This is a genomic window from Ruegeria sp. BF12 (assembly GCF_056538705.1).
This window is the reverse complement of sequence record NZ_JBQFTP010000008.1, coordinates 168,106-193,613: the sequence shown is the minus strand read 5'-3', so window position 1 is coordinate 193,613 and position 25,508 is coordinate 168,106. Positions and strand designations below refer to the sequence as shown.

General features: G+C 56.7%; 22 protein-coding genes. 12 read left to right on the top strand and 10 right to left on the bottom strand.

Annotated features, from left to right (window positions below; genetic code table 11):
• The 4 genes from ACR0J0_RS14285 to ACR0J0_RS14270 all read right to left on the bottom strand — a co-directional run bounded on the left by ACR0J0_RS14285 (position 1) and on the right by ACR0J0_RS14270 (position 5,197).
• On the bottom strand, positions 1-930 hold the full coding sequence (locus ACR0J0_RS14285; RefSeq protein ID WP_480664820.1) for an ABC transporter permease subunit: 930 nt from the start codon (positions 928-930) through the stop codon (positions 1-3).
• A gap of 10 nt (positions 931-940) precedes the next feature.
• On the bottom strand, positions 941-1,864 hold the full coding sequence (gene oppB / locus ACR0J0_RS14280; protein ID WP_480664819.1) for an oligopeptide ABC transporter permease OppB: 924 nt from the start codon (positions 1,862-1,864) through the stop codon (positions 941-943).
• A gap of 66 nt (positions 1,865-1,930) precedes the next feature.
• Entirely contained in the window at positions 1,931-3,559 is a 1,629-nt protein-coding gene (locus ACR0J0_RS14275) for a peptide ABC transporter substrate-binding protein (protein WP_480664818.1), read from the bottom strand.
• Between the two features lie 399 nt (positions 3,560-3,958).
• On the bottom strand, positions 3,959-5,197 hold the full coding sequence (locus ACR0J0_RS14270; RefSeq protein WP_480664817.1) for a lytic murein transglycosylase: 1,239 nt from the start codon (positions 5,195-5,197) through the stop codon (positions 3,959-3,961).
• 186 nt (positions 5,198-5,383) lie between these two features.
• Here ACR0J0_RS14270 and ACR0J0_RS14265 point away from each other — a divergent pair, with 186 nt between their 5' ends.
• The 6 genes from ACR0J0_RS14265 to ACR0J0_RS14240 are packed head-to-tail and all read left to right on the top strand — an operon-like array spanning position 5,384 to position 11,918.
• Entirely contained in the window at positions 5,384-6,346 is a 963-nt protein-coding gene (locus ACR0J0_RS14265) for a cytochrome ubiquinol oxidase subunit II (protein ID WP_480664816.1), read from the top strand.
• Positions 6,343-8,433, top strand: coding sequence for a cbb3-type cytochrome c oxidase subunit I (locus tag ACR0J0_RS14260; RefSeq protein ID WP_480664815.1), 2,091 nt, complete (start codon positions 6,343-6,345; stop codon positions 8,431-8,433). Before ACR0J0_RS14265 ends, ACR0J0_RS14260 begins: the two co-directional genes overlap by 4 nt.
• Positions 8,430-9,062 carry a cytochrome c oxidase subunit 3 gene (locus tag ACR0J0_RS14255; RefSeq protein WP_480664814.1) on the top strand — a complete coding sequence of 211 codons (633 nt, stop codon included), beginning with the start codon at positions 8,430-8,432 and terminating at the stop codon, positions 9,060-9,062. Before ACR0J0_RS14260 ends, ACR0J0_RS14255 begins: the two co-directional genes overlap by 4 nt.
• Entirely contained in the window at positions 9,055-9,381 is a 327-nt protein-coding gene (locus tag ACR0J0_RS14250; RefSeq protein ID WP_480664813.1) for a cytochrome o ubiquinol oxidase subunit IV, read from the top strand. The genes ACR0J0_RS14255 and ACR0J0_RS14250 overlap by 8 nt, the downstream gene beginning before the upstream one ends.
• 33 nt (positions 9,382-9,414) lie before the next feature.
• Positions 9,415-10,398: an HlyD family secretion protein gene (locus ACR0J0_RS14245; protein WP_480664812.1), complete on the top strand. Its 984-nt coding sequence runs from the start codon at positions 9,415-9,417 to the stop codon at positions 10,396-10,398.
• A complete protein-coding gene (locus tag ACR0J0_RS14240) occupies positions 10,395-11,918 on the top strand; it encodes a DHA2 family efflux MFS transporter permease subunit (protein WP_480664811.1) in 1,524 nt (507 codons plus the stop codon). Before ACR0J0_RS14245 ends, ACR0J0_RS14240 begins: the two co-directional genes overlap by 4 nt.
• Here the strand turns inward: ACR0J0_RS14240 and ACR0J0_RS14235 are convergent.
• Both ACR0J0_RS14235 and ACR0J0_RS14230 read right to left on the bottom strand, forming a co-directional pair.
• Positions 11,915-12,277 carry a fluoride efflux transporter FluC gene (locus ACR0J0_RS14235; RefSeq protein ID WP_480664810.1) on the bottom strand — a complete coding sequence of 121 codons (363 nt, stop codon included), beginning with the start codon at positions 12,275-12,277 and terminating at the stop codon, positions 11,915-11,917. The genes ACR0J0_RS14240 and ACR0J0_RS14235 overlap by 4 nt on opposite strands.
• Complete coding sequence (locus ACR0J0_RS14230) at positions 12,274-12,681, bottom strand: fluoride efflux transporter FluC (RefSeq protein ID WP_480664809.1); 408 nt, start codon at positions 12,679-12,681, stop codon at positions 12,274-12,276. Before ACR0J0_RS14230 ends, ACR0J0_RS14235 begins: the two co-directional genes overlap by 4 nt.
• Before the next feature lie 216 nt (positions 12,682-12,897).
• Here ACR0J0_RS14230 and ACR0J0_RS14225 point away from each other — a divergent pair, with 216 nt between their 5' ends.
• From ACR0J0_RS14225 to ACR0J0_RS14215, 3 genes are all read left to right on the top strand, one after another.
• Entirely contained in the window at positions 12,898-14,478 is a 1,581-nt protein-coding gene (locus ACR0J0_RS14225) for an FMN-binding glutamate synthase family protein (protein WP_480664808.1), read from the top strand.
• Positions 14,479-14,540: 62 nt separating this feature from the next.
• Positions 14,541-15,080 carry an RNA polymerase sigma factor gene (locus tag ACR0J0_RS14220; protein ID WP_480664807.1) on the top strand — a complete coding sequence of 180 codons (540 nt, stop codon included), beginning with the start codon at positions 14,541-14,543 and terminating at the stop codon, positions 15,078-15,080.
• Positions 15,077-17,026 (top strand): vWA domain-containing protein, encoded by a 1,950-nt coding sequence (locus tag ACR0J0_RS14215; RefSeq protein WP_480664806.1) that lies wholly within the window; start codon positions 15,077-15,079, stop codon positions 17,024-17,026. The genes ACR0J0_RS14220 and ACR0J0_RS14215 overlap by 4 nt, the downstream gene beginning before the upstream one ends.
• 41 nt (positions 17,027-17,067) lie before the next feature.
• Here ACR0J0_RS14215 and ACR0J0_RS14210 read toward each other — a convergent pair whose 3' ends face one another.
• From ACR0J0_RS14210 to ACR0J0_RS14195, 4 genes are read right to left on the bottom strand one after another with little or no spacing between them, the layout of a single operon-like run.
• The gene (locus ACR0J0_RS14210) at positions 17,068-17,718 is read right to left on the bottom strand and encodes an ABC-type transport auxiliary lipoprotein family protein (RefSeq protein WP_480664805.1); all 651 of its coding nucleotides are present in this window, start codon (positions 17,716-17,718) and stop codon (positions 17,068-17,070) included.
• Positions 17,715-19,031, bottom strand: a complete 1,317-nt coding sequence (locus ACR0J0_RS14205; protein WP_480664804.1) for an MlaD family protein — start codon at positions 19,029-19,031, stop codon at positions 17,715-17,717. Before ACR0J0_RS14205 ends, ACR0J0_RS14210 begins: the two co-directional genes overlap by 4 nt.
• A gap of 5 nt (positions 19,032-19,036) precedes the next feature.
• Positions 19,037-19,852 (bottom strand): ABC transporter ATP-binding protein, encoded by an 816-nt coding sequence (locus ACR0J0_RS14200; protein WP_480664803.1) that lies wholly within the window; start codon positions 19,850-19,852, stop codon positions 19,037-19,039.
• 1 nt (position 19,853) lies between these two features.
• Positions 19,854-20,966, bottom strand: a complete 1,113-nt coding sequence (locus tag ACR0J0_RS14195; protein WP_480664802.1) for an MlaE family lipid ABC transporter permease subunit — start codon at positions 20,964-20,966, stop codon at positions 19,854-19,856.
• 298 nt (positions 20,967-21,264) lie between these two features.
• Between ACR0J0_RS14195 and ACR0J0_RS14190 the strand changes: the two genes are divergently transcribed.
• From ACR0J0_RS14190 to ACR0J0_RS14180, 3 genes are all read left to right on the top strand, one after another.
• On the top strand, positions 21,265-22,797 hold the full coding sequence (locus tag ACR0J0_RS14190; RefSeq protein WP_480664801.1) for an alkaline phosphatase family protein: 1,533 nt from the start codon (positions 21,265-21,267) through the stop codon (positions 22,795-22,797).
• A 100-nt stretch (positions 22,798-22,897) separates the two neighbouring features.
• Positions 22,898-24,793 (top strand): hybrid sensor histidine kinase/response regulator, encoded by a 1,896-nt coding sequence (locus ACR0J0_RS14185; protein WP_480664800.1) that lies wholly within the window; start codon positions 22,898-22,900, stop codon positions 24,791-24,793.
• Positions 24,793-25,491: a response regulator transcription factor gene (locus ACR0J0_RS14180; protein ID WP_480664799.1), complete on the top strand. Its 699-nt coding sequence runs from the start codon at positions 24,793-24,795 to the stop codon at positions 25,489-25,491. Before ACR0J0_RS14185 ends, ACR0J0_RS14180 begins: the two co-directional genes overlap by 1 nt.
• The last annotated feature ends 17 nt before the right edge of the window (positions 25,492-25,508 follow it).

The window sequence follows — 25,508 nt, the reverse complement described above, 5'->3', positions numbered from 1 at the left end:
TCAGCGATCCTTCGGGTCCAGAGCGTCGCGCAGGCCATCACCGATGAAGAACATCGTGATGATGATTGCGACGTAGAATGTGAGCGGGAACAATAGCTGCCAAAGTGTGCCATAGCCCATAGTTCCTGCGCCTTCAGCGATCAGACGACCCAACGACGTGTAGGGTTCCGAGATCCCAAGACCTAGGAACGAGATGAAACTTTCGGTCAGGATCATCTCAGGCACCAGAAGCGAGGCATAGACGATCACCACGCCAAGCAAATTGGGCAGGATGTGGCGATACATGATGGTGAACTCGCTGACACCGGCCGCACGCGCGGCCTCGATGAATTCACGGTTCTTCAGGGTCAGTGTCTGGCCCCGCACGATCCGCGCCATAGTGAGCCACCCGACCGCACCAAGCGCGATGAATAGCATTACAAACGACCGGCCTGCCACAACCAGCAGCAGGATGATGACCAGCGTCGCCGGAATTGCCAACAAGATATCGACAAAGCGCATCATGACGCCGTCGGTTCGGCCACCGATATATCCAGCGGTGATGCCGTAGCACGTGCCGACAATCAACGCCGTCGCGGCGCCGATCAGACCCACCAACAACGACGTCGTTGTCGCTTGAATAACGCGGCTGTAAAGGTCACGCCCTAGATCATCGACTCCAAAGAAGTGCCCTGTTTCGACAGAAGGCATCCCCATGCCGCGCACGTCGCCCATGACGTTCCAGTCGATCTCTTCGTTGTTCCAGACAGCGAAGTAGGGCCCGATGATCGTGAACAAAACGATAAGACCGAGGATAAAGAGGCTCGCCATTGCAGCCTTATTGCGAACAAAACGCATCCGTGCGTCTTGCCAGAGTGAACGCCCCTGAATGACCGAAAAATCGGTGATGTCTTCGGCCAGGTGGGCGGCTTTTTGTGATTTACCAAGCATTGCCAGCCCCTCAGTAACGGATTTTCGGATCGAACCAGGCATAGGCCAGGTCGGTCAGCAGGTTCACCAGAACGGTCAGGACACCATAAAGGATCGTGACCCCCAGCAGCACGGCATAGTCGCGAGACAGAGCGGACCCCACATAGGCTTGTCCCAATCCGCCGGTCGAAAAGTAGATGTCCACAAAGACCGAACCGGTCAGTACGTAGACGAATACCGGTCCCAGATAAGACACGACGGGCAGCAAGGTCGGTTTCAGCGCGTGGCGCCAGATCACGGTTCTTGTCGGCAATCCCTTGGCCCGCGCGGTGCGAATGAAGTTCGAGTTCAGAACTTCCAGCATCGACGAACGTGTGATCCGCGCGATTGAGCCCATGTAGGACGTCGCCAGCGCGATAACAGGCATGATCAGGTATTGCCACTGACCGCCATTCCAGCCACCGCCCGGCAGCCATCCCAGCCACAAGGTGAAGGTCAGGATCAGGATCGGACCCATGATGAAGTTCGGCAGCGCTTGGGCTGCGATGCCCAGACCGACAGCGAAGTAGTCGATCCAGCTATTGTGTTTGATCGCGGCGGCAATCCCCAGTGCGACTCCAACGGATGTCGCCACCAGGAAGGAGAGTGAACCGTAGGTCAGCGAGATCGGGAAACCCTGCGCGATGATGTCATTCACATCCCGGTCCTTGAACTTGAAGGACGGGCCGAAATCAAAATGCACGACGATGTTGTACAGGTAATCCCAAAGCTGTTTCCACAGCGGCTGGTCCAGCCCGTACCGCGCCTCGATATTGGCCAGAACCGCGGGCGGCAGTGGCCGTTCCGAGGTGAAGGGCCCACCTGGCGCGAAGTGCATCAAAAAGAAACTTGCAACGATCAGCAACAGGATCGTTGGAACGGCCATTAACAACCGCCGGACGATATAGGCAAGCATTTCATGCCCCCAATTATTGGCGTTGCCCCGGAGAAAGCTCCGGGGCAACGCGTGGTCAAAGGATGATTACTCGGCGGTTTTGTAGAGGTTCTTGGAGTACCAGTTCTGCTCTACGTTTTTGACCGGCCAGTTACCGACATCGCTGTCCATCATGTAGACGCCAGCATAGTGGTAGATCGGGATAACGGGGGTCTCTTGTGCGATGATGCGCTCGACCTCGGTGTAGAGAGGTGCCGCATCGTCAGAGGTTTTTGCTTCGGCCAGCAGTTCGTCAACACGTGCGTTGTTGTACTTGCCGTCGTTATAACCGGAATCCGACTGCAACAGGTCGAGGAAGGTCGAAGCTTCGTTATAGTCGCCACACCATGCGCCACGTGCCAGATCGAAGTTCTGGTTGCCGCGCTCTTCCAGGAAGATCTTCCATTCCATGTTGGCCAGCTCGGCGTTTACGCCCAGTTTTTGCTTCCACATCTGGCTCAGCGCCACGGCGACCTTCTTGTGGGCTTCCGAGGTGTTGTAAACCATCTCAAAGCTCAGTGGGTTGTCGGGACCATAACCAGCCGCGGCCAGCAGTTCCTTGGCCAGTTCGTCGCGCTCGGCCTGAGACATGGACGCCATTTCGACGTCCGGAACGTCAAAGCCGGCGGTCGCTTCAGGTGCGAAAGTGTAAGCCTGCGGCTGTCCACCGGCCATGATGTTCTCGGTGATGATCTTGCGGTCGACGGCCAGTGACAGGGCCTGACGAACGTTAGGGTCTTTGAAGGCCTCGGGGCCACCCTCGGACAGGTTGAACGTGTAGTAATAGTTACACAAGCGCGGGAAGCTGATCGCCTCTTCCGGGTGCTCTTTCTGCAGGCGTGGGAACTGACCAGCGGGGACTTCGGTGCGGTCCAGCTCTCCAGCCAGATAGCGGGTCAAAGCGACGTTTTCATCGTTAATGACCAGCGCCACGACTTTTTCGATGATGGTGTTGTCGTTATCCCAGTAGTTTTCGTTCCGCTCGCGGACCGAACGTTCCTGCGGCAGATGCTCGGTCAGAACATAAGCGCCGTTTGAGACGATGTTTTCCGGTTTGGTCCAGGCGTCGCCAAATTCTTCGATGACTTTCTGCGGGGCAGGGAAAGTGGTCGAGTGCGTGGTCATCTGCGCGAAATATGGCAGCGGTGCGCTTAGGGTAACTTCCAGCGTGTGGTCGTCGATGGCTTTGACGCCCAGTTCGTCAATCGGCTTGTCACCTGCGATGATTTCAGACGCATTCTCGATCGACATCAGCTCCATGAACCACGCGTAAGGCGAAGACAGGGCGGGATCGACGGCACGTTTCCAGGCGTAAACAAAATCGCCTGCGGTCACCGGATCACCGTTTGACCATTTTGCGTTGTCGCGAAGGGTAAAGGTGTAAACGTCTTTGGTGTCGTTGGTTGTGTAACCAGTGGCGACACCGGGAACCAAATTGCCGTCTTCGTCCTGGTTCATCAGGCCTTCGAACAGGTCACGAACGATCTCGGCGCCGGAAACATCCTCAACAACCTGAGGGTCGACCGAGCTGTGCTCGTCCAGAATACGATAGGTAAAGGTCTGGTCATCCGCCAGCGCTTCGCCGGTTTTCGGGTGCGTACCCGCGGCAAATGCAGCACCGACGATCATGGTCGAGGTCAACAGCCCCGCCAGAGATGTCCGAATGTACTTGTTCATGTGTTTCTACTCCCGTTTTTTTCGGTAGCACACGCGCATCCCTTCAGGATGGCAGTAGGCCACCATGTTTGTCCGACCCAGAAAGAGACCGGGGCAGGTTCGAATTTTGCTTTTTTAGATCGCAATGAACACCGCGTCGCAGTCTTTCGGTTTGCAGTCGGGAACGTGTTTGCGAAAGTCGCCTTTCACTGACGCAGAACGTGGCATTATTTCAAAAAAGGTTAAAGCCTTTGCCTGAAAATTGGGCAACCAGAGGTGGATTGTGATTGAAATCGGGGTTGCGTTGGAAATTTTATGCTGAAACGTCATCGCTTCGTGACATTTTCGTGAAGGCAGGAGATTTCTGTTTGGCGATTTCCGCGGCGTCAGGGTGCTGAAGGATGGCCGGAACCGGGCGAATCAATAGCGGATCAGCGCCGCCTTCATACTCACTTCAGGGAAGCAGGTCGGCGCACGACCACTGGCCTGCTGCCAGCGCCCGATCGATCGGCGGGTTTTGAAACCGGGCAGGCCGTCAGCGCCGCCTACGTCGTGGCCCTGTTGCTCGAGCGCGCGCTGCATGGCCGCAATATCAGACCGGTATAAATTAGCGACTTTACCCCAACGCCCTTTGAAATCGCCGACGCCGAACTGAATACGGTCTCCGACATGCCCTACGAACAAGGCATACAGATCGCTCTTGTTGTATTCCTTGAGGATATAGAAGTTGGGCGTCACGATAAAAGCGGGGCCGTTTCGCCCGGCGGGCATCATCAAGTACCCTTCACCTGTCTGTTCATGCCGGGGAAATGCCTTGCCTGAAACGCGTGCGATCCCCATTTCGGCCCAGTCCTGAATGGGCCTGCCTTGATCCGGGCCTTCAAGCGCACAGGAGACCGAGTCAGGGACGATGACCTCAAACCCCCAGTCGCGCCCGGATTTCCAACCATGCTGCGCTAGGTAGTTTCCGATAGACGCGATTGTATCGTCCGCCGAGGTCCAGATGTCGGCTGTGCCGTCCCCATTTCCGTCGGCTGCGTAGGCCAGAAAACTGGTCGGCATAAACTGCGGTTGCCCAAGCGCGCCGGCCCAACTGCTTTTCATGGTTCCGGGTGGTGCATTGCCGGCTTCCGCGATTTCTAAGGCCGCGATGAGCTCTTCCGTGAAGTACGCGGCACGGGTGCTCATGAAACCCTTGGTGCCCAGTACCTGAAAGGTATCGTGACGAATGGGAACCTGACCATAACCGCTTTCGCGACCCCAGATGGCCAGGATGATACGAGCAGGCACGCCGGTTTCAGCCTCAACGCGAGACAAAGTCGCGGCATGCCGTCGAGCCATCTGCCGGCCAACGGATGTCGCCCCCTGTACGGAACCCGCGTTAAAGTAGCGGCCCGGAGACCCGAACTCTGCTTGTTTTTGCTGCTTGGGTGTTTTGACCGCTTGGCCCGGCGGCACCAAATCCGGCAGCTTCCAATTCAGCGTGACCCCGTCAAAAGCTTGCCGCATAGTACGACGCGAAACGCCCCTGGCCTTGGCCATTGGCCAGACAGTTTCGTTCAACCATGTCTGAAACTGCCGTTCGACCGCGGAACGATCCTGCGCATTTGCGCTTGTGGACAGGCACCAAAGGCTGAGGATGAATACAATCCAACGCATCACCCAAGGTCTCGCCCGCCGTCGGTTGTAAGTCAACATCGCCGAACATTTGATTTTGTCTGCTCCTATCCCGGCGATTGGTCACGATGGACGACACACTTTTGGCCATTTTGGAAAAAACCTTGAGAAATTTCATGTGTCTGCCGATAGTTGGCCCCAGAGGATGGCTCTGGAGGATAATCACGCGTGGCTCTTTCCCGAATGTCACCAAAGGCGATGCAAGTCATGATTGCTGCTGCGATTTTTTCCGTCGTGGCACAGACTGCCATTGCAAGTGACAGTTTCATGGATCCTCAGGGGCCCATTGCAGCCGTCCAGAAACTCCACCTTTTTCGAGCGACGGTTCTGATCCTGATCGCGGTCGTTCCGGTTCTGGTACTGGTCCCGTTGATCGCAATTCGGTACCGGCGGCGCTCTGACGGCAGTGCCCTTTATCGACCAAAATGGGACTTTTCCGGGCCTCTGGAGTTCGTCATGTGGGGTGTGCCCGTCGTGATCGTGGCCCTCCTTTCTTTCTACTTGTGGAAGGCAACCCACAGGCTTGATCCTTATGTGGCAAGGTTCGGTGAAACGCCTGCGCTGAACGTTCAGGTCGTTGGTTTAGACTGGAAGTGGCTGTTCATCTACCCGGACCTTGGCATCGCCAGTGTCGGGGAATTTGGGATTCCGGTAAAACAGCAGGTCGCCATGACTCTGACGACTGACACCGTGATGCAGTCGTTCATGATCCCGGCTCTGGCAGGTCAGATCTACGCAATGCCGGGGATGACGACACAGTTGCATGTCGTATCGGATGCGCCGGGAACCATGCAGGGTGAAAATACCCAGTACAATGGGCGCGGTTTTACCAAGCAGAAGTTTCAGACCATAGCCATGCCGACGGACGACTTCAGTGCATGGGTCGAAAAGGTTCGAGGCAGCGGCATTCCTCTGGACGAAGAAACATATCGCGTTTTGGCCATGCGTTCGGATCGGGATGAGGTTCAGGCCGCATTGGGGACAGCACGGATGCCGGACAACGCTCTGTACTTCACGTTGGAGGACAGTGATTTATTCCAGTCCATTGTGCACAGATATCACGGTGGTCAGGCGCTGCCAGTGGATCAACAGCCGGGGACGGTGGAATTTGGGCAGGAGGCACAGAAATGACCACCACGGAGTCCGGCTTCTTTGGCCGCCTGAATTGGGACGCGTTTCCGATTGCGGGGCTGATCCAGACCCCCAATGCCAACGAAATCGTTGCCAATGCCGCAGCAGGCGTTGTGATCGTGGGTGTCGTGGCCGTGATCGGTTTGCTGACGTGGTTCCGCCTCTGGGGGCCATTGTGGCGCGACTGGCTGACCAGCGCGGACCACAAGAAAATCGGCATCATGTACATCGTTGTTGCAATCGTGATGCTGGCGCGCGGCGTTCTGGAGGGCGTGGTCATGCGGGCCCAGCAGGCAACGGGGCCGGGGGCCGGATTCCTGGAACCTGAACACTTCGCCGAACTCTTCAGCACGCATGGCACGATCATGATCTTCTTTGTCGCCGTGCCTTTTGTCTTTGGTGTCGCGAATTTCTTGGTCCCGCTGATGATTGGCGCGCGGGACGTCGCATTTCCCGTGATGAACCAGATCAGCCTGGGCCTGACTGTCTCGGCCGGGATGATGCTGATGGTGTCGCTGGTGGTGGGCGAATTCTCGACGGGCGGCTGGACGGCATATCCGCCTTATACCGGCGCAGCGTTCAATCCGGGCGTCGGGCCGGACTATTGGATCTGGGCTATCGTTGTCTCGGGTATCGGCACCACTTTGACCGGCATCAATTTTGCAGTGACCATATATAAACTGCGCGCGCCGGGGATGAAGTTCATGCGTTTGCCGATGTATTGCTGGACGATCATCTGCAGCTCGATCCTGATCGTCTTTGCAATGCCGCCTCTGGGGGTTGCGGCGTTGCTGTTGGCGGCTGACAGATATCTGGATTTCCACTTTTTCACGAACGATCTTGGTGGCAACATGATGAACTACGCCAACCTGTTCTGGTTGTTCGGCCACCCGGAGGTCTATCTGCTGGTTCTGCCCGCTTATGGGATCTATTCCGAGGTTTTCGCCACGTTCTCGGCAAAACGTCTATACGGATACAACTCGCTGGTCATTGCCACCATGTCGATTGCTGTGCTGTCGTTCACCGTCTGGCTGCACCACTTCTTCACAATGGGTCAAAGCGCACTGATCAACGCGGTTTTCGGCATTGCAACAATGCTGATCGCCATCCCGACCGGCGTTAAAGTCTATGACTGGATGGCGACGATGTTCCGGGGGCGTATCCGGTTCTCAGTGCCTATGCTTTATGGGCTGGCCTTTCTGATGCTTTTTGTGATCGGAGGACTGTCGGGCGTCATCCTCGCCAACCCCACGGTCGACTATCAGGTCCACAACACTCTGTTTCTGGTCGCCCATTTCCACAATGTGCTGTTGCCAGGCGTGCTGTTTGGATTGCTGGCAGGTTACAATTACTGGTTTCCCAAGGCCTTCGGGTTTCGTCTGAGCGAGTTTTGGGGACGTGTCTCGGTTGTGTTGTGGACGGTCGGGTTCATGCTGACCTTCCTGCCACTGTACTTCGTCGGTCTGATGGGAATGCCGCGTCGATCCTTCAGCTGGGAGGATCCCAGTTTCCACCCATACATGATTATCGCCGTTGTCGGAGCATTGGTCATTCTGTGTGCCCTTTTATCCATTATCGTTCAATTGTGGGTCAGCATCCGGGACCGGCACCAAACCCGCGTGCCAGTGGGCGACCCTTGGGATGCGCGCACGTTGGAATGGTCGATCCCGGCACCACCGCCGCTCTATAACTTTGCGGTCATTCCTCACGTCACCGACCGGGACAACTTCGCGGCCGCAAAAGAGCGCGGAAACGCTTACCCAACACCGGATGCTTATGAGGATATCTCGGTACCGCTGAACACCGGCATTGGCTTTACACTCTGCGTGCTTAGCGGAATCTGGATGTTTGCACTGGTTTGGTGGATCTGGTGGCTGGCGGCGCTGATAACCGTCATGATGCTAGGGTCCTTCATCGCCTGGACATTCAAAACAGAAACGGAACGTGTCATCCCGGCGGAACAGGTACGAAAACAGCACGAAGCCTGGCTGGACCTGGTTCACAAGTCCACGCCTGTCGACCGTGATAACGAAGCCGCCCCGGAAAACCGCGGATTAGCCCGCCCTGATCTGGAGGCAATGCCATGAAGCGCGCGCCGACACACAGCTACCCCGGCCTGAACCTTGGGCGGCGACACGCAAGCGCCGACAAGGCAAGCGAAGTTGTAACCTTCGGGTTCTGGGTCTTTCTGATGAGCGATCTGGTCTATTTCGGGCTGATGTTCGCGATCTACATCACCATGATCGACGCGCAGGCAGGCGGGCCGGGACCGCATGAACTGTTCGACCTCACAAGCATCTTTGCCCAGACGCTGATCCTTTTGACAAGCAGCCTGACCGTTGGTCTGGCGATGCTCGCTCTCAAGTACAACCTTCCGCGGTGGCGGATCGTATTCTGGTTCTGCGTGACATTGGTTCTTGGTCTTAGTTTTTTGGTGCTGGAAATCCGAGACTTCATGTCGATGGCCGAAAAGGGTGGTATCCCGCAGCGCAGCGGTTTTCTGTCCGCATTCTATGGGCTGGTACCCCTGCACGGCCTGCATGTCGCGGCCGGGTGCCTGTGGCTGATCGTGCTGGGTATTCAGCTGCGGGTCTTTGGCCTGACCGATCTGCTGATGTCGCGCGTGGTGCGGTTGGCGCTGTTCTGGCACTTTCTCGACCTGATCTGGATCGGGATCATCACCATCGTTTATTTCGGAGGCCTGACCTATGGATAAACGCAGCGAGATGCATCGCCGCGAGCGCCGTCGTTATGTGATTGGCTATGGCGGGTCGCTTTTGTTGACCTTCGCGGTGTTCGGGATTGCCTACCGATACGGTATCGAGACGAAGGGCGTTTACCTGACGATCGCCCTGCTGGGGTTGGCTCAGTTGATCGTGCAACTGGTCTATTTCCTGCATATCGACCGACGTCGCAGCAGCCGCGAAGACCTGGATCTTATCCTGTTCTCTACGCTGGTGTTGCTGATAATCATTCTCGGGACGGTGTGGATCATGGGCAATCTGGCGATCCGGATGCACACGTTTCCTATGTGACGTCTGGACGAGCGAAACAACAGGGGCAGGTAAATGAAATCTCTCAAAATCGTCGGTGCCGTTGTCATGCTGGGGTCTATTGCCATTGGCCTGCTGTTGTTTTGGCGCCACCAAGAACGTTACCCCTCGACCGATGATGCCTATGTGGGGGCAAACATCATCTACGTAGCGCCTCAGGTCACCGGTCAGGTCGCCGAAGTGCTTGTTGATGAAAACCAGCCAATCAAAGACGGGGATCTTCTGTTCACCATCGATGACACCCAATTCAAGGCATCGGTCGATCAGGCCAAAGCCAATTTGGACAGCGCTGTGCAGCAGGCGCAGTCCTATTCGACACAGATCGCCGCTGCGCAAGCGTCCGTCGAAAGCGCGCAGTCCGCGTACGATACCGCGCAAAGCAATCTGGAACGTGCCAAGGCGCTGTTCTCTACCGGTGATCTGGCGCGGGCCTCTCTGGATCAGACGACCTCGAGTTTCGCGCAGGCCTCCGCGCAACTGACCACAAGCCAATCCAGCCTGTTGGCCTTGCAAAGCGGTTTGGCGGCCAAACAGGATGACATTTTGTCCTCGCAGGCTCTGTTGGAAATCGCACAGGCAAACCTCAACTGGACCAAAGTGTTTGCATCGGCGAATGGTTGGATTGCCAATCTGACACTAAGGCCCGGATCATCGGTTTCAGCCAACGCTCCGCAGTTTTCAATTGTCGAGTCCACTGACTGGTGGGTCGATGCCAATTTCAAGGAAACATCTTTGCCGCGCATCCGCCCGGGTCAGCCGGTTACCGTCAAGATCGACATGCTTCCGGGTGTGACACTGACCGGCAAGGTTGCATCAATCGGCCGGGGATCGGGAGACACCTTTTCGTTGCTGCCATCTGAGAATGCCAGTGGAAACTGGGTCAAGGTCACGCGCCGTTTTCCGGTGCGGGTTGAACTTGATCCAACGGACGCACCGCTGCGTGTGGGGGGCAGCAGCAAGGTGACCGTGGACACAACGGCATCTCAGGGCGGAAAATGACGTCCTCGGCTGCTGGCCACGTCAACCCGGTGATTGTTGTCGCTGTGGTCCTCAGCGCCATTCTCGAGGTGCTGGACAGTACAATCGTCAATGTTGCGCTACCTCACATACAGGCCGCGTTCGGCGCGACAACCGATCAGGCCACATGGATACTGACCAGTTACATTGTCTCGGCAGTTGTCGTGATGCCACTGACCGGTTTTGTCGCCCGGCGGGTCGGACGGCGACGCCTGATCCTGACCGCCGTGACTGGATTCGCCACCATGTCGGTCATGTGTGGCCTGTCGTGGAGCCTGGAGACCATCGTCGCCTTCCGTCTTGCACAAGGTATGTTCGGTGCGTTTCTGATCCCGCTGTCCCAGTCCATTCTGTTCGATGCCTTCCCCCGCGAAAAGCGCGGTCAAGCGATGGCTGTGTTCGGTTTGGGTGTCGTTGTCGCTCCGGTGCTGGGACCAACGGTTGGGGCGATCCTGACCGAGTACTTTTCGTGGCGAATGGTGTTTTTTGTGAACCTGCCGGTGGCCGCCATGGCCCTGCTTCTGCTGGCCGGAGAGCTGCCCGACGACGAGACCGAGGAGGTTCGGATAGATTGGACCGGTCTGGCCCTTCTGGCCATCGGGATCGGCTGCCTGCAATTCGTTCTGGATCAGGGAGAGACCAAGGACTGGTTGTCATCCCGCGTCATTCAGGTCGCGGTCATCGCATCGGTTTTGGGCGCTTTGGGGTTCATTGCTCATGCATTGACCACAAAAAAGCCGGTCGTCGATCTGCGCTTTTTCGCAGATCGCAATTTTGCGCTGTGCAATCTGGTTATCGCCGGGTTTGCTATTTCGCTGTTTGGAGGGATCGCGATCTTGCCGACATTTGTCCAGAACCTGCTGGACTATCCCGTTATCACCTCCGGGCATCTGTTTATCCCGCGCGGGATCGCCGCGGGTTTGTCGATGGTTTTGACCGGTGCGGTTTTGGTAGCCCGATTTGATCCCCGCGTGCTGGCCGGACTGGGAATGCTATTGACCGCCGTCAGCAACTTCATGATGGGTGCGCTGAACATGGATGCGGGTTTCTGGGAACTGGCCTGGCCAGGTGCCGTGAGTGGTCTGGGTATGGGCCTCGTCTTCGTACCGATGTCCATCTTGGCCTTCGAGAGCATATCCAAATCCCGGCAGGACGAGGCGTCGGGTCTGTTCAACGTGACACGGCAGCTTGGCTCGTCAGTTGGTATTTCGCTTGTGGGCACATGGGTCGTTCGTGGTTTGCAAACGAACACTGCCGTACTCAGCCAAAACGTGACGCCCTACAATCCGGCGGCGCAAGCCTACCTCGCACCGCTGAACCTGACGCCGGACAGCGCGCAGGGCGCGGCCATTCTGGGGCAGGAGATTTCGCAACAGGCCGAGTTGATCTCGTACCTGACCGTTTTCAACAATCTCGGGCTACTGGCGCTGGCTACTATTCCGCTTTTGTTGTTCTGCAAGGCGCCCAAACCCGGTACGCAAGCGTCTGTACCGGCGCATTAACGCAGCAGGAATAACCCCAGAGCCAAGGCGCACCAGCACAAAACCAGGCTGAGAAGAATATTGCCAGCGGCTAGCGCAAGCGTGCGCTCGCGCCTTAATTCCAGCGATTGGTAGGCAAAGCTGGAAAACGTCGTGAAGCCGCCGCAGAAGCCAAAAACGAGCCGTTTTTCTTCTTCACCCATCTCAACAGGACCACCGAGATACGCGATCCACAGGCCCAGTAAAAGACTTCCCAGAACGTTCACGATCAGAGTCGACAACGGCAGATCATGAACAACCCAAAGTGCGATCCAATGGCGCAACACTGCACCCAGACCGCCGCCCAACCCAAACATGGCATGCAGGTACAATTCGTTCATTCCGAAAGCCCCCGCAAATGAATGCGCCGCCCGATGGCTTCACCCAGAATTGCAGCAGCCAATCCGACTGTGATCTCCAGCGCGGCAGCCGAAGCTGCAACCCAGATATTGGACAACGCTAAACGCTCCAGTTCTGCCACGAAGGACGAAAAGGTCGACAAGCCGCCACAGAAGCCAACGGCCCCCAAGTGCAGGACATGGGCGTGCACCCGGTTGCGAACGGAGTAGAGCCACCCGAGTATGAAACAAGCCACGATGTTGATGCCGAAGGTCTGCGTTAAAAAATCCGCACCGGGAATGTTGACTGAGAACAGCTCGCGCAGCAGCGATCCTGCTGCTCCGCCAAGGAAAACGGCTGCGAACATCAAAACCGTGGTCCGAACGCCTGTTCGTTTCTGTGTCACAGCCTGTTGCCCTGCCCAAATCCTTTCTGTTCGGGGATATAGGCAGATGGTGAATGGATCAACTGCGGCCTAGGGTTCGGCAGTCTTTCACAAGTCCGCCCGATTATGTGAACGTGGGCACAATGGCTTGCAATCTAACGCCGATTTGCCCCACGGTTGGCGCAGGACCTGTCTGCCCGAGCCGGTCAGGCACCACGCCATACTGGGAGAGCACGAATGATTGTACGCAGACTCTACTATGTCCTTACTTATGTATGTCTGCCGTTGACTCTGCTCTGGGGGTATTTCTGGCCGCCGGCACTTTGGCTGCTGGTCCTACTCATTCCATACGCCGTGGTTGGCCTCTACGATATGCTGACAACAAAGCACAACGTGCTGAACAACTACCCGGTTCTGGGGCACTTTCGCTATATGTTGGAGTTCGTCAGCCCGGAAATCCGGCAATACTTCGTTGAAACGAATGAAAGCGGCCGGCCTTTCAACAGGATCATTCGCGCGCTTGTCTATTCGCGGGCAAAGGGGCAGGTCGATACACAGGCTTTTGGCACCCAGTACGATATCATGACGGTTGGGTATCATCGGGCGAACCATTCGCTGGCACCGAAGAACGTGGCTGAAAGCGAAGAACGGATCATGCTCGGTGGCCCCCAATGTTCCCAGCCTTACAACGCATCGCGATTGAACGTTTCCGCGATGAGTTTTGGTGCCCTCAGCGCCAACGCAATCCGAGCGCTGAACGGTGGTGCCAAAGACGGGGGCTTTGCGCACAATACGGGTGAGGGTGGTCTGTCCCCACACCATTTGGCCGAAGGTGGTGATATCATCTGGCAGATTGGAACAGGCTATTTCGGTTGCCGAACACCTGAAGGGGGCTTCGACAAGGATCTCTTTGCAGAGAAGGCCAAGAAGGATGTTGTCAAAGCGATTGAGATCAAACTTTCGCAGGGCGCCAAGCCTTCCCACGGAGGTGTGTTGCCCGCTGCAAAAGTAGACAAAGAGATCGCCGAAATTCGGGGTGTACCCGAACATCAGGACGTAATCTCCCCGCCGATTCACTCGGCCTTTGAGGGGCCGACTGGCCTACTGCACTTCGTGCAACATTTGCGCGAGATGTCGGACGGTAAACCGGTTGGGTTCAAATTATGTATCGGCAGACCTTCCGAATTCATGGCGATCTGCAAGGCGATGCTGGAAACCGGTATCCTCCCAGACTTCATTACGATTGATGGCGCGGAAGGAGGCACCGGTGCAGCGCCGGTGGAGTTTACCAACCGTCTGGGCATGCCGCTGAACGAGGCGCTGATTTTCGCAAATAACTGTCTGCGTGGCGTAGGTTTGCGTGACAAGATCCGGATTATCTGCTCGGGCAAGGTGGCGACGGGGTACGATATGGTCGAGAAATTCGCGCTGGGCGCAGATATGTGCAACGCGGCACGTGCAATGATGTTTGCCGTTGGGTGCATCCAGGCGCTGCATTGCAACACGAACCGCTGCCCATCGGGGGTCGCCACACAAGACCCGATCCGGGGCAGGGCTGTAAATGTTCCGCAAAAACGTCAGCGTGTGCATCGCTTCCACGACGCGACCCTGGAAAGCTTCCGCGAACTTTTGGGCGCTATGGGGAAGGAAAGCGTATCCGAGCTGCGTCCGAGTGATATTCGCCGTCGCACGGCGGATGAACGCGAACGGTCCTATGCCGAACTCTATACCTTTGTCGACGAAGGCGTTTTGTTGTCGGATGCAATCCCGGTTGAGTTTGAAGCAGACTGGAAAGCGGCTTCGGCGGATCATTTTTGAATTTTTTTGGAGACACCGTCAAGGATTGAAGATTCCGATCCGTCTTACCCATCGTGATGCGCATGAATATATCGGATGAGGACCTTGTGATGGCCGCCGCAGAAGGGGACGCTGACGCGTTTTCTACCCTTCTACAGCGCCACTATGACCGTGTTTTTCGTCTGGCTTTCCGTCTGACGGGGCGGGCGGATCAAGCCGAAGATCTGACACAGGATATCTGCGCGGCCCTCCCCGCAAAAATCACTGGGTTTAGAGCTCAGGCGAAATTCACGACCTGGCTTTATCGGGTTGTGGTCAACGCGGCAGAAGACGCCCGGCGTCGAAATGCCAGCCGTAACCGCGCGGCAGAGGGGTGGGGCGATGCCGAACAGATGCGCCGGGCAGAGGCCGCAGAAACAGCCGAAGCCCTGGATTGGTTGCAGCGCGCCATGCAGTCTTTGCCGCCTGAACTGCAGGACACGCTGGCTTTGACCCTGGAAGATGAGATGACCCATGCCGAAGCTGCTGCCGTGTTGGGGGTTTCAGAAGGGACCGTTTCCTGGCGGATGTCCGACATCCGCAAGCGGCTGCGTATCCTGCGGCAAGAGGAATTGGCACAATGACCGATGATCTTGAAGAACTCAGAGCATTGATGGATGCCGCTACTCCGGCACCTGATGCGCGCCGACGTGCGGAAAACCTGGAGCAGGCTCAGAAAGATTTCGCCCGCAACCAAGGATCGCGCGCTGCAATGCGTCCGACTGTTAAGCGCGGCCCTCTGGCCCGCATGACAGAAGGAGCAAAATCCATGTTGAACGCTTTGTCGCACCGCGGTGTGTTGACCGCCACAACAGCAGTTGCTGCCGTGGCCCTTGTAATGATCGTGCCGCAAACTCGGGACGTTGTGATCCAGCCGCTATCGCGAAGTGAAAGTCGCGTTGCCGCTCCACCGTTGCCCGAAGCGGACATTGCGAGCCTTGAGGAACCTGTCGTTGAGCCTCCGGTCACTCGTGAAGAAGTAGCTGAAGCCAATCGGTCCAAGATGGCATCACGACAACTGAGCGCGGCTGGATTGGGTGCTGAAGGAGGTGCGAGTTTTGGCCTTGCAGACGGCGCTACGTATGACGAGGCCGTCCCAAACATGATGCAGCCAGAGGTGGGGTTGATACCTCAGCCAGACACTGAAACCTTTGCGAACGCGGAAAACAACGCTGTGAAAGTGACTAGCGAAGAGCCGGTATCGACGTTCTCGATCGACGTCGATACAGCGTCATACTCGATTGTCCGATCCTCGTTGATGCGCGGCCAGCTTCCCTCCAAAGATGCCGTTCGGGTCGAGGAAATGGTGAATTATTTCCCCTATTCCTACCCCGCGCCCGAAGGCGATGCCCCGTTTCGACCGACAATTACCGTATCGCCAACGCCCTGGAACGAGGGCACTCAGCTTGTTCATATCGGTATTCAAGGCGCGTTGCCGCGGATCGAAGATCGTCCGCCTCTGAACCTGGTCTTTCTGATCGACACGTCGGGCTCCATGCAGGACGCAAACAAGCTTCCGCTACTCAAGCAATCGTTCCGCTTGTTGCTGTCGGAACTAAGGCCCGAGGATCAGATTTCAATCGTGACATACGCTGGCAGTGCGGGGCAGGTGCTGGAACCTACGGCGGCTGCGGAACGCAATAAAATCCTCAGTGCGCTTGATAGGTTGGAGGCAGGTGGTTCGACCGCGGGGCAGGCCGGGTTGCAGCAGGCTTATGAGGTCGCCGAAAGCATGGTTTCTGACGGAGAGATAACGCGCGTTATTCTGGCCACGGACGGAGATTTCAACGTCGGGCTGTCAGATCCCGAAGCTTTGGAAGACTTCATCGCCCGCAAGCGCGAAAGTGGCACATTTCTAAGCGTTCTGGGCTTTGGTCGAGGCAATCTGGACGATGCCACCATGCAGGCGCTTGCTCAGAACGGAAATGGGCAGGCAGCTTATATCGACACGCTGAGCGAGGCGCGAAAGGTGTTGGTGGATCAGTTGACCGGCGCGTTGTTCCCAATCGCCAATGACGTCAAAATTCAGGTCGAGTTCAATCCGTCGCAAATCGCCGAGTATCGACTGATCGGGTACGAAACCCGCGCACTGCGACGCGAGGATTTCTCTAATGATAAGGTGGATGCGGGAGACGTCGGTGCGGGTCACTCGGTTACAGCGATCTACGAGGTTACACCGGTTGGGTCGGATGCGATCCGAAACGATCCGCTACGCTATGGCGAGCACTCGGTACAAGGAGAATCAGATGAGATCGGGTTCTTCAAGCTACGTTACAAAACGCCCGGCGCTGTGCAGAGTCAGCTGATTGAGGAACCAATTATGTCAGTCCAAGGAGAGGTCACGGACGATGTGCGCTTTTCCTATGCAATTGCAGGATTTGGGCAATTGTTGCGCGGCGGTGAATATTTAGGGGATTGGTCCCATGAGGATGCGATCGGGTTGGCCAACGCTGCCCGAGGCGAAGATCTGTTTGGCTACAGGGCCGAAGCCGTAACTCTGATGCGGCTTGCGGAAACGCTGACAAAGTGACGACAAAAATGGGCGCTGCGCTAGGCAGCGCCCAGCTCATATCAGTACGATCTTTGGTTGTTGGCCGCGTGGGTGTTGATGCGGCGCACGCTCCATTCCACGGCGTCCCGCATGGTCTTGCCCAAAGCTTCGTCGAAAGCCCTCACAAGATCCGGTGTCTTGTCACTTGCCGATACAACAAATTCCCGAAATGAGCTTGATGCGATGATCTTGTCTTCGAACTCGTCGATAATCTTAATGTTAAGGCGCACCTCTACGCGTATGCTTTTTGACCCCTCTACGTCACTGATGACGAGCCCCTGAAACTCACGCAGATCCGGGACAATGACGTAGTCCGCACGCAGGCCAACAGTCGAACGGCCTACGGCGGCCACTTTTCCACTGTTTTCATAGCTTTCCACAAGCAGCGCCTGAACAATCAGTGGTGCGCGATCCACCCACCTTGCACGCGGCAGATACTGCACCTGAAGCGGCGTTGGCTGAATGGCGATCTGATCGGTGTTGACCGCAGCGGTCGCCGTCGGTTCCTGCACGACGATCTGCTTTTGAACGCGCGGCAAAGACGACGAAAAGGTGCTTTTTGGCGTCAAAAGATACAGATCGTTCGGTTTGGACGCCTGTCTGAGCGTCCCCAATCCGGTACAACCTGCCAGCGAAACCAGCGCCAGAGCCAAGAGAAAGAGCCTGATCATTGGCGAAACTCCGATGCTTGGGTCCCCAGTAAGAAGCGTGCCGGGTCACGTTCGATTTTATCCACCAGCCGATCCAGGCTGATTACAAGCCGTTGCGACTCTTCCACAAACCGTGTGAATTGCGGCAGGCCGACGCGGAGGAAATCGGACAATTGTCGCCGGTTGTCTTGAACGATGCCGTCGATGGTTCCCATCAACTCGGACGCAGATTGTGACGCGCTCAGGATGTCGGCCGAGATTTTATCCAGCTTATCGGTGACGTTCGAAACCGTGGTCGCAACTTGGTTGGCGGCATTTCGGATATCGTCCATGACCGCTCCGACGTCTTCGTTTATCACCTTGTTGGCCGAGTCAAAGGCCTTTTCCGCAGACACAAGCGTGCTGTTTGCGGTTTCCATGGCGCCGGTGATCGATCCCAAAGTCTTGTTTGCGTTCAAGAAGGTCTCGTTGACCGTTGCCAAAGCGACGCTGCCTTCGTCCGACAACCCCGACAGCCGTTCTGCCAACTCCGATGCTCGATCAATGAAGGCCTTGAGATCGTCTTTGATCAAACGGTCAGCAGTCTCGATTGTGCCCTTGGCGGTATCCAGAGTTGCCGTCGCAGACTCTGCCGCCGTCTTCACGCTTTTGAGGGTGTCCGTCCCTGTGGTCAGGGTCGTTTCGGCCGTGTCGGCAAGCTTTTCCAGGCGTGTGGTGAAGTTGCCCAGCTGTTTCGCAGCCCCGCCAAGATCCGTTGATAGATTTTCAAAATCCGAAAGTGTTTTGTCCAATTTGCCCGAAGCCGCGGCCAGGTTTTCCAGAATGTCGCTGACGGATTTGCGGTTTTTGTCGTCGACAACTTCGTTCAGACTTTCCAGCAGGGTAACGGCCTCGTCCAATACCTTCGGCGCCCCTTCGAACAGGGATTGAATGGCGCTGCGTTTGCTTTTGATCACGCTGTTTTCCGGCAACCGCTTGTCGCCGCTTTTGCCCCCGGTCAGCTCAACGTAACTGACACCTGTGACACCCAGGGATTGCAATTGCGCGATAGTGTCTTCGGTCACGGGAATATCGGCGTCTACTTCCAACTTCACGCGCACCTTTGACGGGTCATCTTCATCCAGGTTCAACGAAATCACCTGTCCCACCGGCAGGCCGTTAAAACTCACACCGCCTGCGGCGGACAGACCCGAGACATTGTCGAAAAGTACATCGTAATACGCGTATTGCCGTGACACCTCGAACTTCGCGAGCCACAGGAAAAACCCAAAGGCACCGAGTATGCCCGCAATGGTGAACGCACCGATCAGAATATAGTTTGCCCGGGTCTCCATAGCCTTTACCTGTCCTGCCCCTTCTCTTGCGCCGCGCGCGCCCGGGGGCCGGTGAAATACTCCTGAACCCAAGGATGATCGACTTTGGTCATTTCTTCAATCGGACCTTCAACCAGAACGCGTTTTTCTGCAAGCACTGCGACCCGATCGCAAATGGCGTAGAGGCTATCCAGATCATGCGTGACCATAAACACCGTCAAGCCCAATGCATGCTGCAATTCTCCGATCAGTTCGTCGTAGGCGGCAGCGCCAATCGGATCCAACCCGGCGGTTGGTTCATCCAGAAACACGATCTCGGGGTCAAGCGCCAAGGCTCGGGCAAGCGCGGCGCGTTTGCGCATCCCGCCGGACAATTCAGATGGCAGCTTGCCGCAGCTCAGTGCCGGCAGTCCAACGAGACTGATCTTGAGGTTACCAAGCGCGCACATCAGCTTTTCGCTCAGCCCGGTATGTTCGCGCAACGGGGCCATGACATTCTGCAAAACGGTCAAAGACGAAAACAGCGCGCCGTCCTGAAAGGCGACGCCCCAATGACGCTCAATGCGGCGCCGTTCCTCTTCCGGCCCGTTCAAAACGTCGACACCAAGGACTTCGATGCTGCCAGCAGCCGGTCTGTTCAGACCCACAATTGTGCGCAGCAAGACCGATTTACCGGTTCCCGAGCCGCCGACGATCCCCAAAACTTCGCCGCGCCAAACGTCCAGATTCAGGTTCTCGTGCACGACTTGTGGCCCGAACCGGTTCGTCAGGTTGCGAACGCGGATCACGGCCTCGCGCTGTGTGCCGGTCTTGGAGCTCTGTTCCAGCGTTGTACCGTCCACGTCAGACCTCCATCACCGAGAAGAAGATCGAGAACAGGGCGTCCAGCGCGATGACCATAAAGATGGACTGCACAACCGATGCGGTTGTTCTTTGTCCTACGCTTTGGGCTGATCCCTTGACCTGCATCGCCTGCCAGCAGGCAATAACGCCGATAACAAGCGCAAAGAATGGGGCTTTGATCATGCCGATGGCAAATTGCCAGATACCGGTATTCTCTTTCAGGCGTGTTACGAACATGCCGGGGCTTACACCAAGGTCGATCCAGCTCATCAATCCACCACCGATCAGCGCAGCAATATCCGCGATGAATCCAAGAATCGGAAGCATGATCAACAGCGCCACAACCCGCGGGATTACCAAAACCTCAACCGGGTCCAGACCCAGCGTCCGCATCGCGTCGATTTCTTCCTGAACTTTCATCGAACCAATTGATGCGGTGAAGGCTGAACCGGACCGGCCGGCGACAATGATCGCGGTCAGCAAAATGCCAAGTTCACGCAGCACCGAAATCGAAATCAGCTCGACCACAAAAATCTCGGCCCCGAATTGCTTCAGCTGAGTCGCGCCCTGAAAGGCCAGTACGACGCCGATCAGGAACCCCATCAGGGCGACGATCGGTATAGCCTTGAAGCCGGTTTCCTCCATTTGGGATACCAGTGCCGCGGTACGTAGCCGGCGCGGCATCAGGATGGTGCGAACCAGGCGGTGCAGCGTCAGACCCAAAAAACCGAGCAGCGACAGGCCATCCTTTCCGGCCTGGACCGTGCGTTTCCCTACACTTGCTACCCAGTCGACAAAGCTGCGGCGTTCGGTTTCGATTCCAGGATCGTCCGGTATGTTTTCCGCCACAGTCTCGAGCAGCGCGGAATGAGCGGGATTTAGTCCCAGGTAATGCACATCGGCTCCGCCCGCTTTGACACGGCGCGCCAGGTCGGCAATCAGCCATGCGCCACCGGTATCCAGCGCGTCGACCTTGGACAGATCGACGGTGACGTCGTTTCCATCCGTGTGAAACGAGGTAAATGCCTTTTCTACCGTTTCCAAGGATTGTGTCAGCAGATCACCCGAAACCCGCAGGTAGACGCCGTTGGCGTCACGGTCCGACTGTATCATAGGCTGGGTCATGCGCGTATGTGATGCCAAAGGGTATTGACCTGCAACGGATTTTTGCAATTTGTCCGGTAATTTTCGCCGCGTAATAGCGTCTAGGTGACAATTTCAGGCACAAAAGCCCCAATCCCATAGGACGTTGCGTTCAAACACATTTTTCGTTTCGCTAAGCCGCACCCAGACCCGAACCGCCCCGGAACCGAAACAAATTTCGACAGGGAGCGACTATCTTGTTGCCGGGCTTTGCGAACATGGACAGAGTTCGCTTCGGTACCACGTATGTGGAATCAGGGAGATCGAAATGCCGCACGCCGGAAATGTCTTGTTCATCATCATAGATCAATTGCGCGCCGACTGCCTGAACGGTGCCTTGGCGGCCCATGTCGATCTGCCAAACTTGCGGGCGTTCATGGACGAAGCGGTGACGTTCGAGCAGCATTTTTCGGTAACCAATCCCTGTGGCCCGTCGCGTGCCTCCATCCTGACCGGGCAATACGCAATGAATCACCGCTCGGTTCGCAATGGCACGCCGTTGCGGCACGACACCCCGAACATCGCGACCGAGATGCGCAAGGCAGGGTATCTGCCGATGCTGTTTGGGTACACCGACACATCCGCGGACCCTCGGGTGCATAACCAGAACGATCCGATCCTGAAATCGTATGAACACCCGATGAACGGATTCCACGAAGTGGTCGAAATGCGGCTTGAGGAATCCTACCCTTGGCGTTCCCACCTGATGAAAAAGGGCTATGAGTTCAAAGATTACTGGGATGTCCACAAACCGACGGCGCCAAGTGGCGGCAAACCGCGATTAAATGATCCTGCCCTGTATCGGGCCGAAGACAGTGACACGGCCTTCCTGACGGATGTGTTCTTGAACAGCATGGCACCGTTTTCCGCTGAGAACTGGTTCGCTCATCTGACATACATTCGGCCGCATCCGCCATTGGTCGCGCCTGCACCGTATAATGATATGTACGATCCAGCGACGCTGCCTCGGCCCGCCGGGCTTTCGGATGCCTCGGAAGAGAGCGCAATGCATCCCTTCTTTGGCCCGACAATTGCCAACCAGACCGCCGGTGATTTCGTGCTGGGGTTTGATGACGTCGAGCCAACCCTCGAGAACATTCAAACCCTGCGCGCCGTATATCTGGGGCTTGCAACCGAGGTCGACCATCACGTTGGGCGGGTCATCCAGTTCCTGAAGGACAGTGGCCAATACGACGACACTATGGTGGTTATCACGGCCGATCACGGCGAGATGCTGGGTGACCGGCACAGCTGGGGCAAGATGACCGTCTACGACGCGGCCTATAAAACGCCCCTGATGATCCGGGATCCTAACAATCAGGCGCGTGCCGGATCAGTTGTTTCTTTACCAACCGAGTCCATCGACATCACGCCAACGATATTGGATTGGGTAGGTCAGCCGATCCCGAATTCAATGGACGGGCGATCGCTGCTACCGCTGTTGCAGGGCGAAACCCCTGACGACTGGCGCAGCTATTCTTTCAGTGAACTGGACTTTGCCGAGCCCGAAGACCCTTCTGTTTGGCAACACGTTCTGGGAACGGGCAACAGCGACTCGTGCCTGGGCATCCTGCGGGACGGGCGTTTTACTCTGGTCGAGTTCGCTGCGGAACTTCCGCCTATTCTGTTTGATCACCAGAATAGCGGAGAAATGCAGAACGTGGCCTCGGATCCCGAATATTCGACGGATCTGGCGCGGCTAAGTCGACAAATGTTGCGTCACCGCATGCGAAACATGGATCATACACTGTCGTTGGATTCGATAACGGCCGAAGGGCCAAAGTCCAAAGCCAGGTATTGATCCACAAGCGATCAAAGCTTGTTGCCCCAAAGTGTCGCGCGCCTGCCCCCTACACCTGTGACGGAACCGGTGTTACGCATGTAATGCGGGGAGGGCGGCTTTGGATATAACTGAACAGCAAATCAAGGCTATGACAACGGCCGGTCTGAATCTGATCGGACAGGCGCTGTCGATTTATGACAGCCAACTTCGGCTGGTGGTCAGCAATCGGCCGTTTCAGTCGATGTTCGATCTGCCCGACCACCTGGTCCAGCCGGGCGCTCTGTTCAGCGATACGATCCGACACCTCGCCTCCAATGGCGAATACGGAGAGGTTAAGGACGTCGAGGAAGTCGTCGAGCTGCGGGTAAAACAGGCTCTGACATTCGAACCTCACTATATCGAACGCGTTCGCGCTAATGGTCAGGTGATCTCGGTCGAAGGTGCGCCTTTGCCCAGGGGCGGCTGGGTGGCGGTCTATACAGACATCACCAACACGAAACAGGCCGAGGCCTTGTTGCGTGCTCGGTCAGAAGAGCTCTCTGGTCAGTTGTTGGATCGGGCCGAGGAGCTGTCAGCGACGAACAGAAAGCTTGCGGCTACCAATTCGGCTTTGGAAGAAGCCAAACGCCAGCTGACTGAAATCGAAGCGCGCACGCGCATGACCACCGAAATGATGCCGGCCCATATCGCGCATCTGGACCCCGATGGTCGGTATGACTATTCCAATCGTCGCCTGAACTCGGTCATGCCCGGTCGCCCGTCCGAGATCTTGGGCATGCATATTTCTCAGGCGTTGGGTTCTACGGCATATTTACGGGTCGAGCCGTTTTTGCAGAAGGCGTACGCCGGGGAAACGTCGGTTTTTGAGTTCACCGAAGATCAGGACTCCAGACGCATCCGAGTGTCCTTTACACCCGATGGTGAAGGGGGGGTTTACGTGATGTCCGTCGACATCACCGAGGAAACGCAAGCGCGTGTTGCGTTGCAACAAACGCGTCGTCGCGCAATGGCTGCGCAGATGACCAGTGGCTTGGCCCACGACTTTTCCAACCTGCTGACTATTATACTAGGTATGCAGTCGCGACTGGAAAAAATGGGTTTGTCGGACGAAGCGCGCGAACTCGTTGCCGCGACCCAGCAAACGGCCCGCCGAGGCGGGCAATTGCTGAACCGTATCGCTGATATGACCGGTAACAGAACACCTCAACCCAAGGCGACGGACATGCGCGGATTGCTGGAAGACCTGCGAATTCTGGCTACTCCTTCGCTGCCGCGCGGGGTTGGTTTGTCGGTCGTTAACACGCTGCCGGGCAAAGCCCTTATGTTGGACCCGGGTATGATTCAGGACGCTTTGCTAAATCTAGTGCTCAATGCGCGTGATGCCTGTGGCGGGTCGGGCCAGATCACGATCAGCGCTCATACAATTGGTGAAATCTGGGCTGAGATCGCCGTGTCAGACACTGGTCCCGGATTTTCGAAAGAAGCGTTAGAGAAGGCACTGAACCCATTCTTTACGACCAAAGGCGACAAGGGATCGGGACTGGGCCTGCCGATGGTGTATGACACGGTCAAGCTGGCAGGTGGTGACCTGAACCTGCGCAACACTCCGTCGGGTGCATCGGTTGTACTGCGGCTTCCCTATCGTCCTGCCCCTCCTGTTCAGGAAGGTCTGGTCCTGTTGGTCGAAGACAGCGACGACCTGCGCCGCCAGTTCCGCGATATGCTGGTCGATCTTGGGTTTTCGGTGATCGAGGCGACGTCGTGCGATGAAGCGTCGGCACTGGCGGAAAATGTCGAAGACATTGCCCTTGTGCTTTCGGACATTCGTCTTGAAGGGCAGAAGACTGGTCTGGACCTGCTAGCGAAGCTCAAACCATTTTTGCCGTGCATTCTGATGACGTCCTTGCCCTATTCTGACCCGCTACACCGAGAAGCACTGAAGCGCGCCCCTGTGCTGCGTAAACCGTTCACGCGGGCGCAACTGTCCGCCCTGATCCGAGACGAGGCTGCCTGATGACCAAACCGCTGGTAACCATTGTCGATGATGAGCCCGAGATCCGGCGCATTTTGACAGACGCGCTGGAAGAGGCCGGTTTCCGCACCCAAAGCTTTTCCCGTGCGCGCGAATTTGAAGCCTCGCTTAAACGTGTCACACCGGATGTGTGTTTGGTTGATTTATCCTTGCCGGATACGGACGGGCTGGCCCTGGTCCACAGATTGGCCCTTGAGCAGGGGGCCGCAGTCATCATCATTTCCGGCCGGGCGCAAGTACAAGATCGCGTCACCGGGTTAGAGCTGGGGGCAGACGATTATATTACCAAGCCATTCGATCCGGCTGAAGTCGTGGCCCGCATTCGCGCGCGGTTGCGGTCGCCAAGGGTGCAGACGATGCAGTCGGACGTGGCGCAGTTCAATGGGTGGACGGCATACTTTGACCGCTACATTCTTGTGGATGGAACCGGAAACGAGACCCCTTTCAGCCATGCCGAAGGCGAAGTTCTCCGGCTGTTTCTGGAAAGCCCCAAGCGTTTGATCAGCCGGGCCCAGATGCAAGAGGCGCTGGGCGGGGCTGCCGGTGACAGTTTCGACAGGGCAATGGATGTCAGGATTTCGCGGTTGCGCACCAAACTGGGTGAAGACCCAAAGAATCCACGTTTGATAAAAACCATCTACGGGGCTGGGTACATTTTCTTGGGAGATGTCGAGTGGTAGTAGTTGCCGGTCGCGGT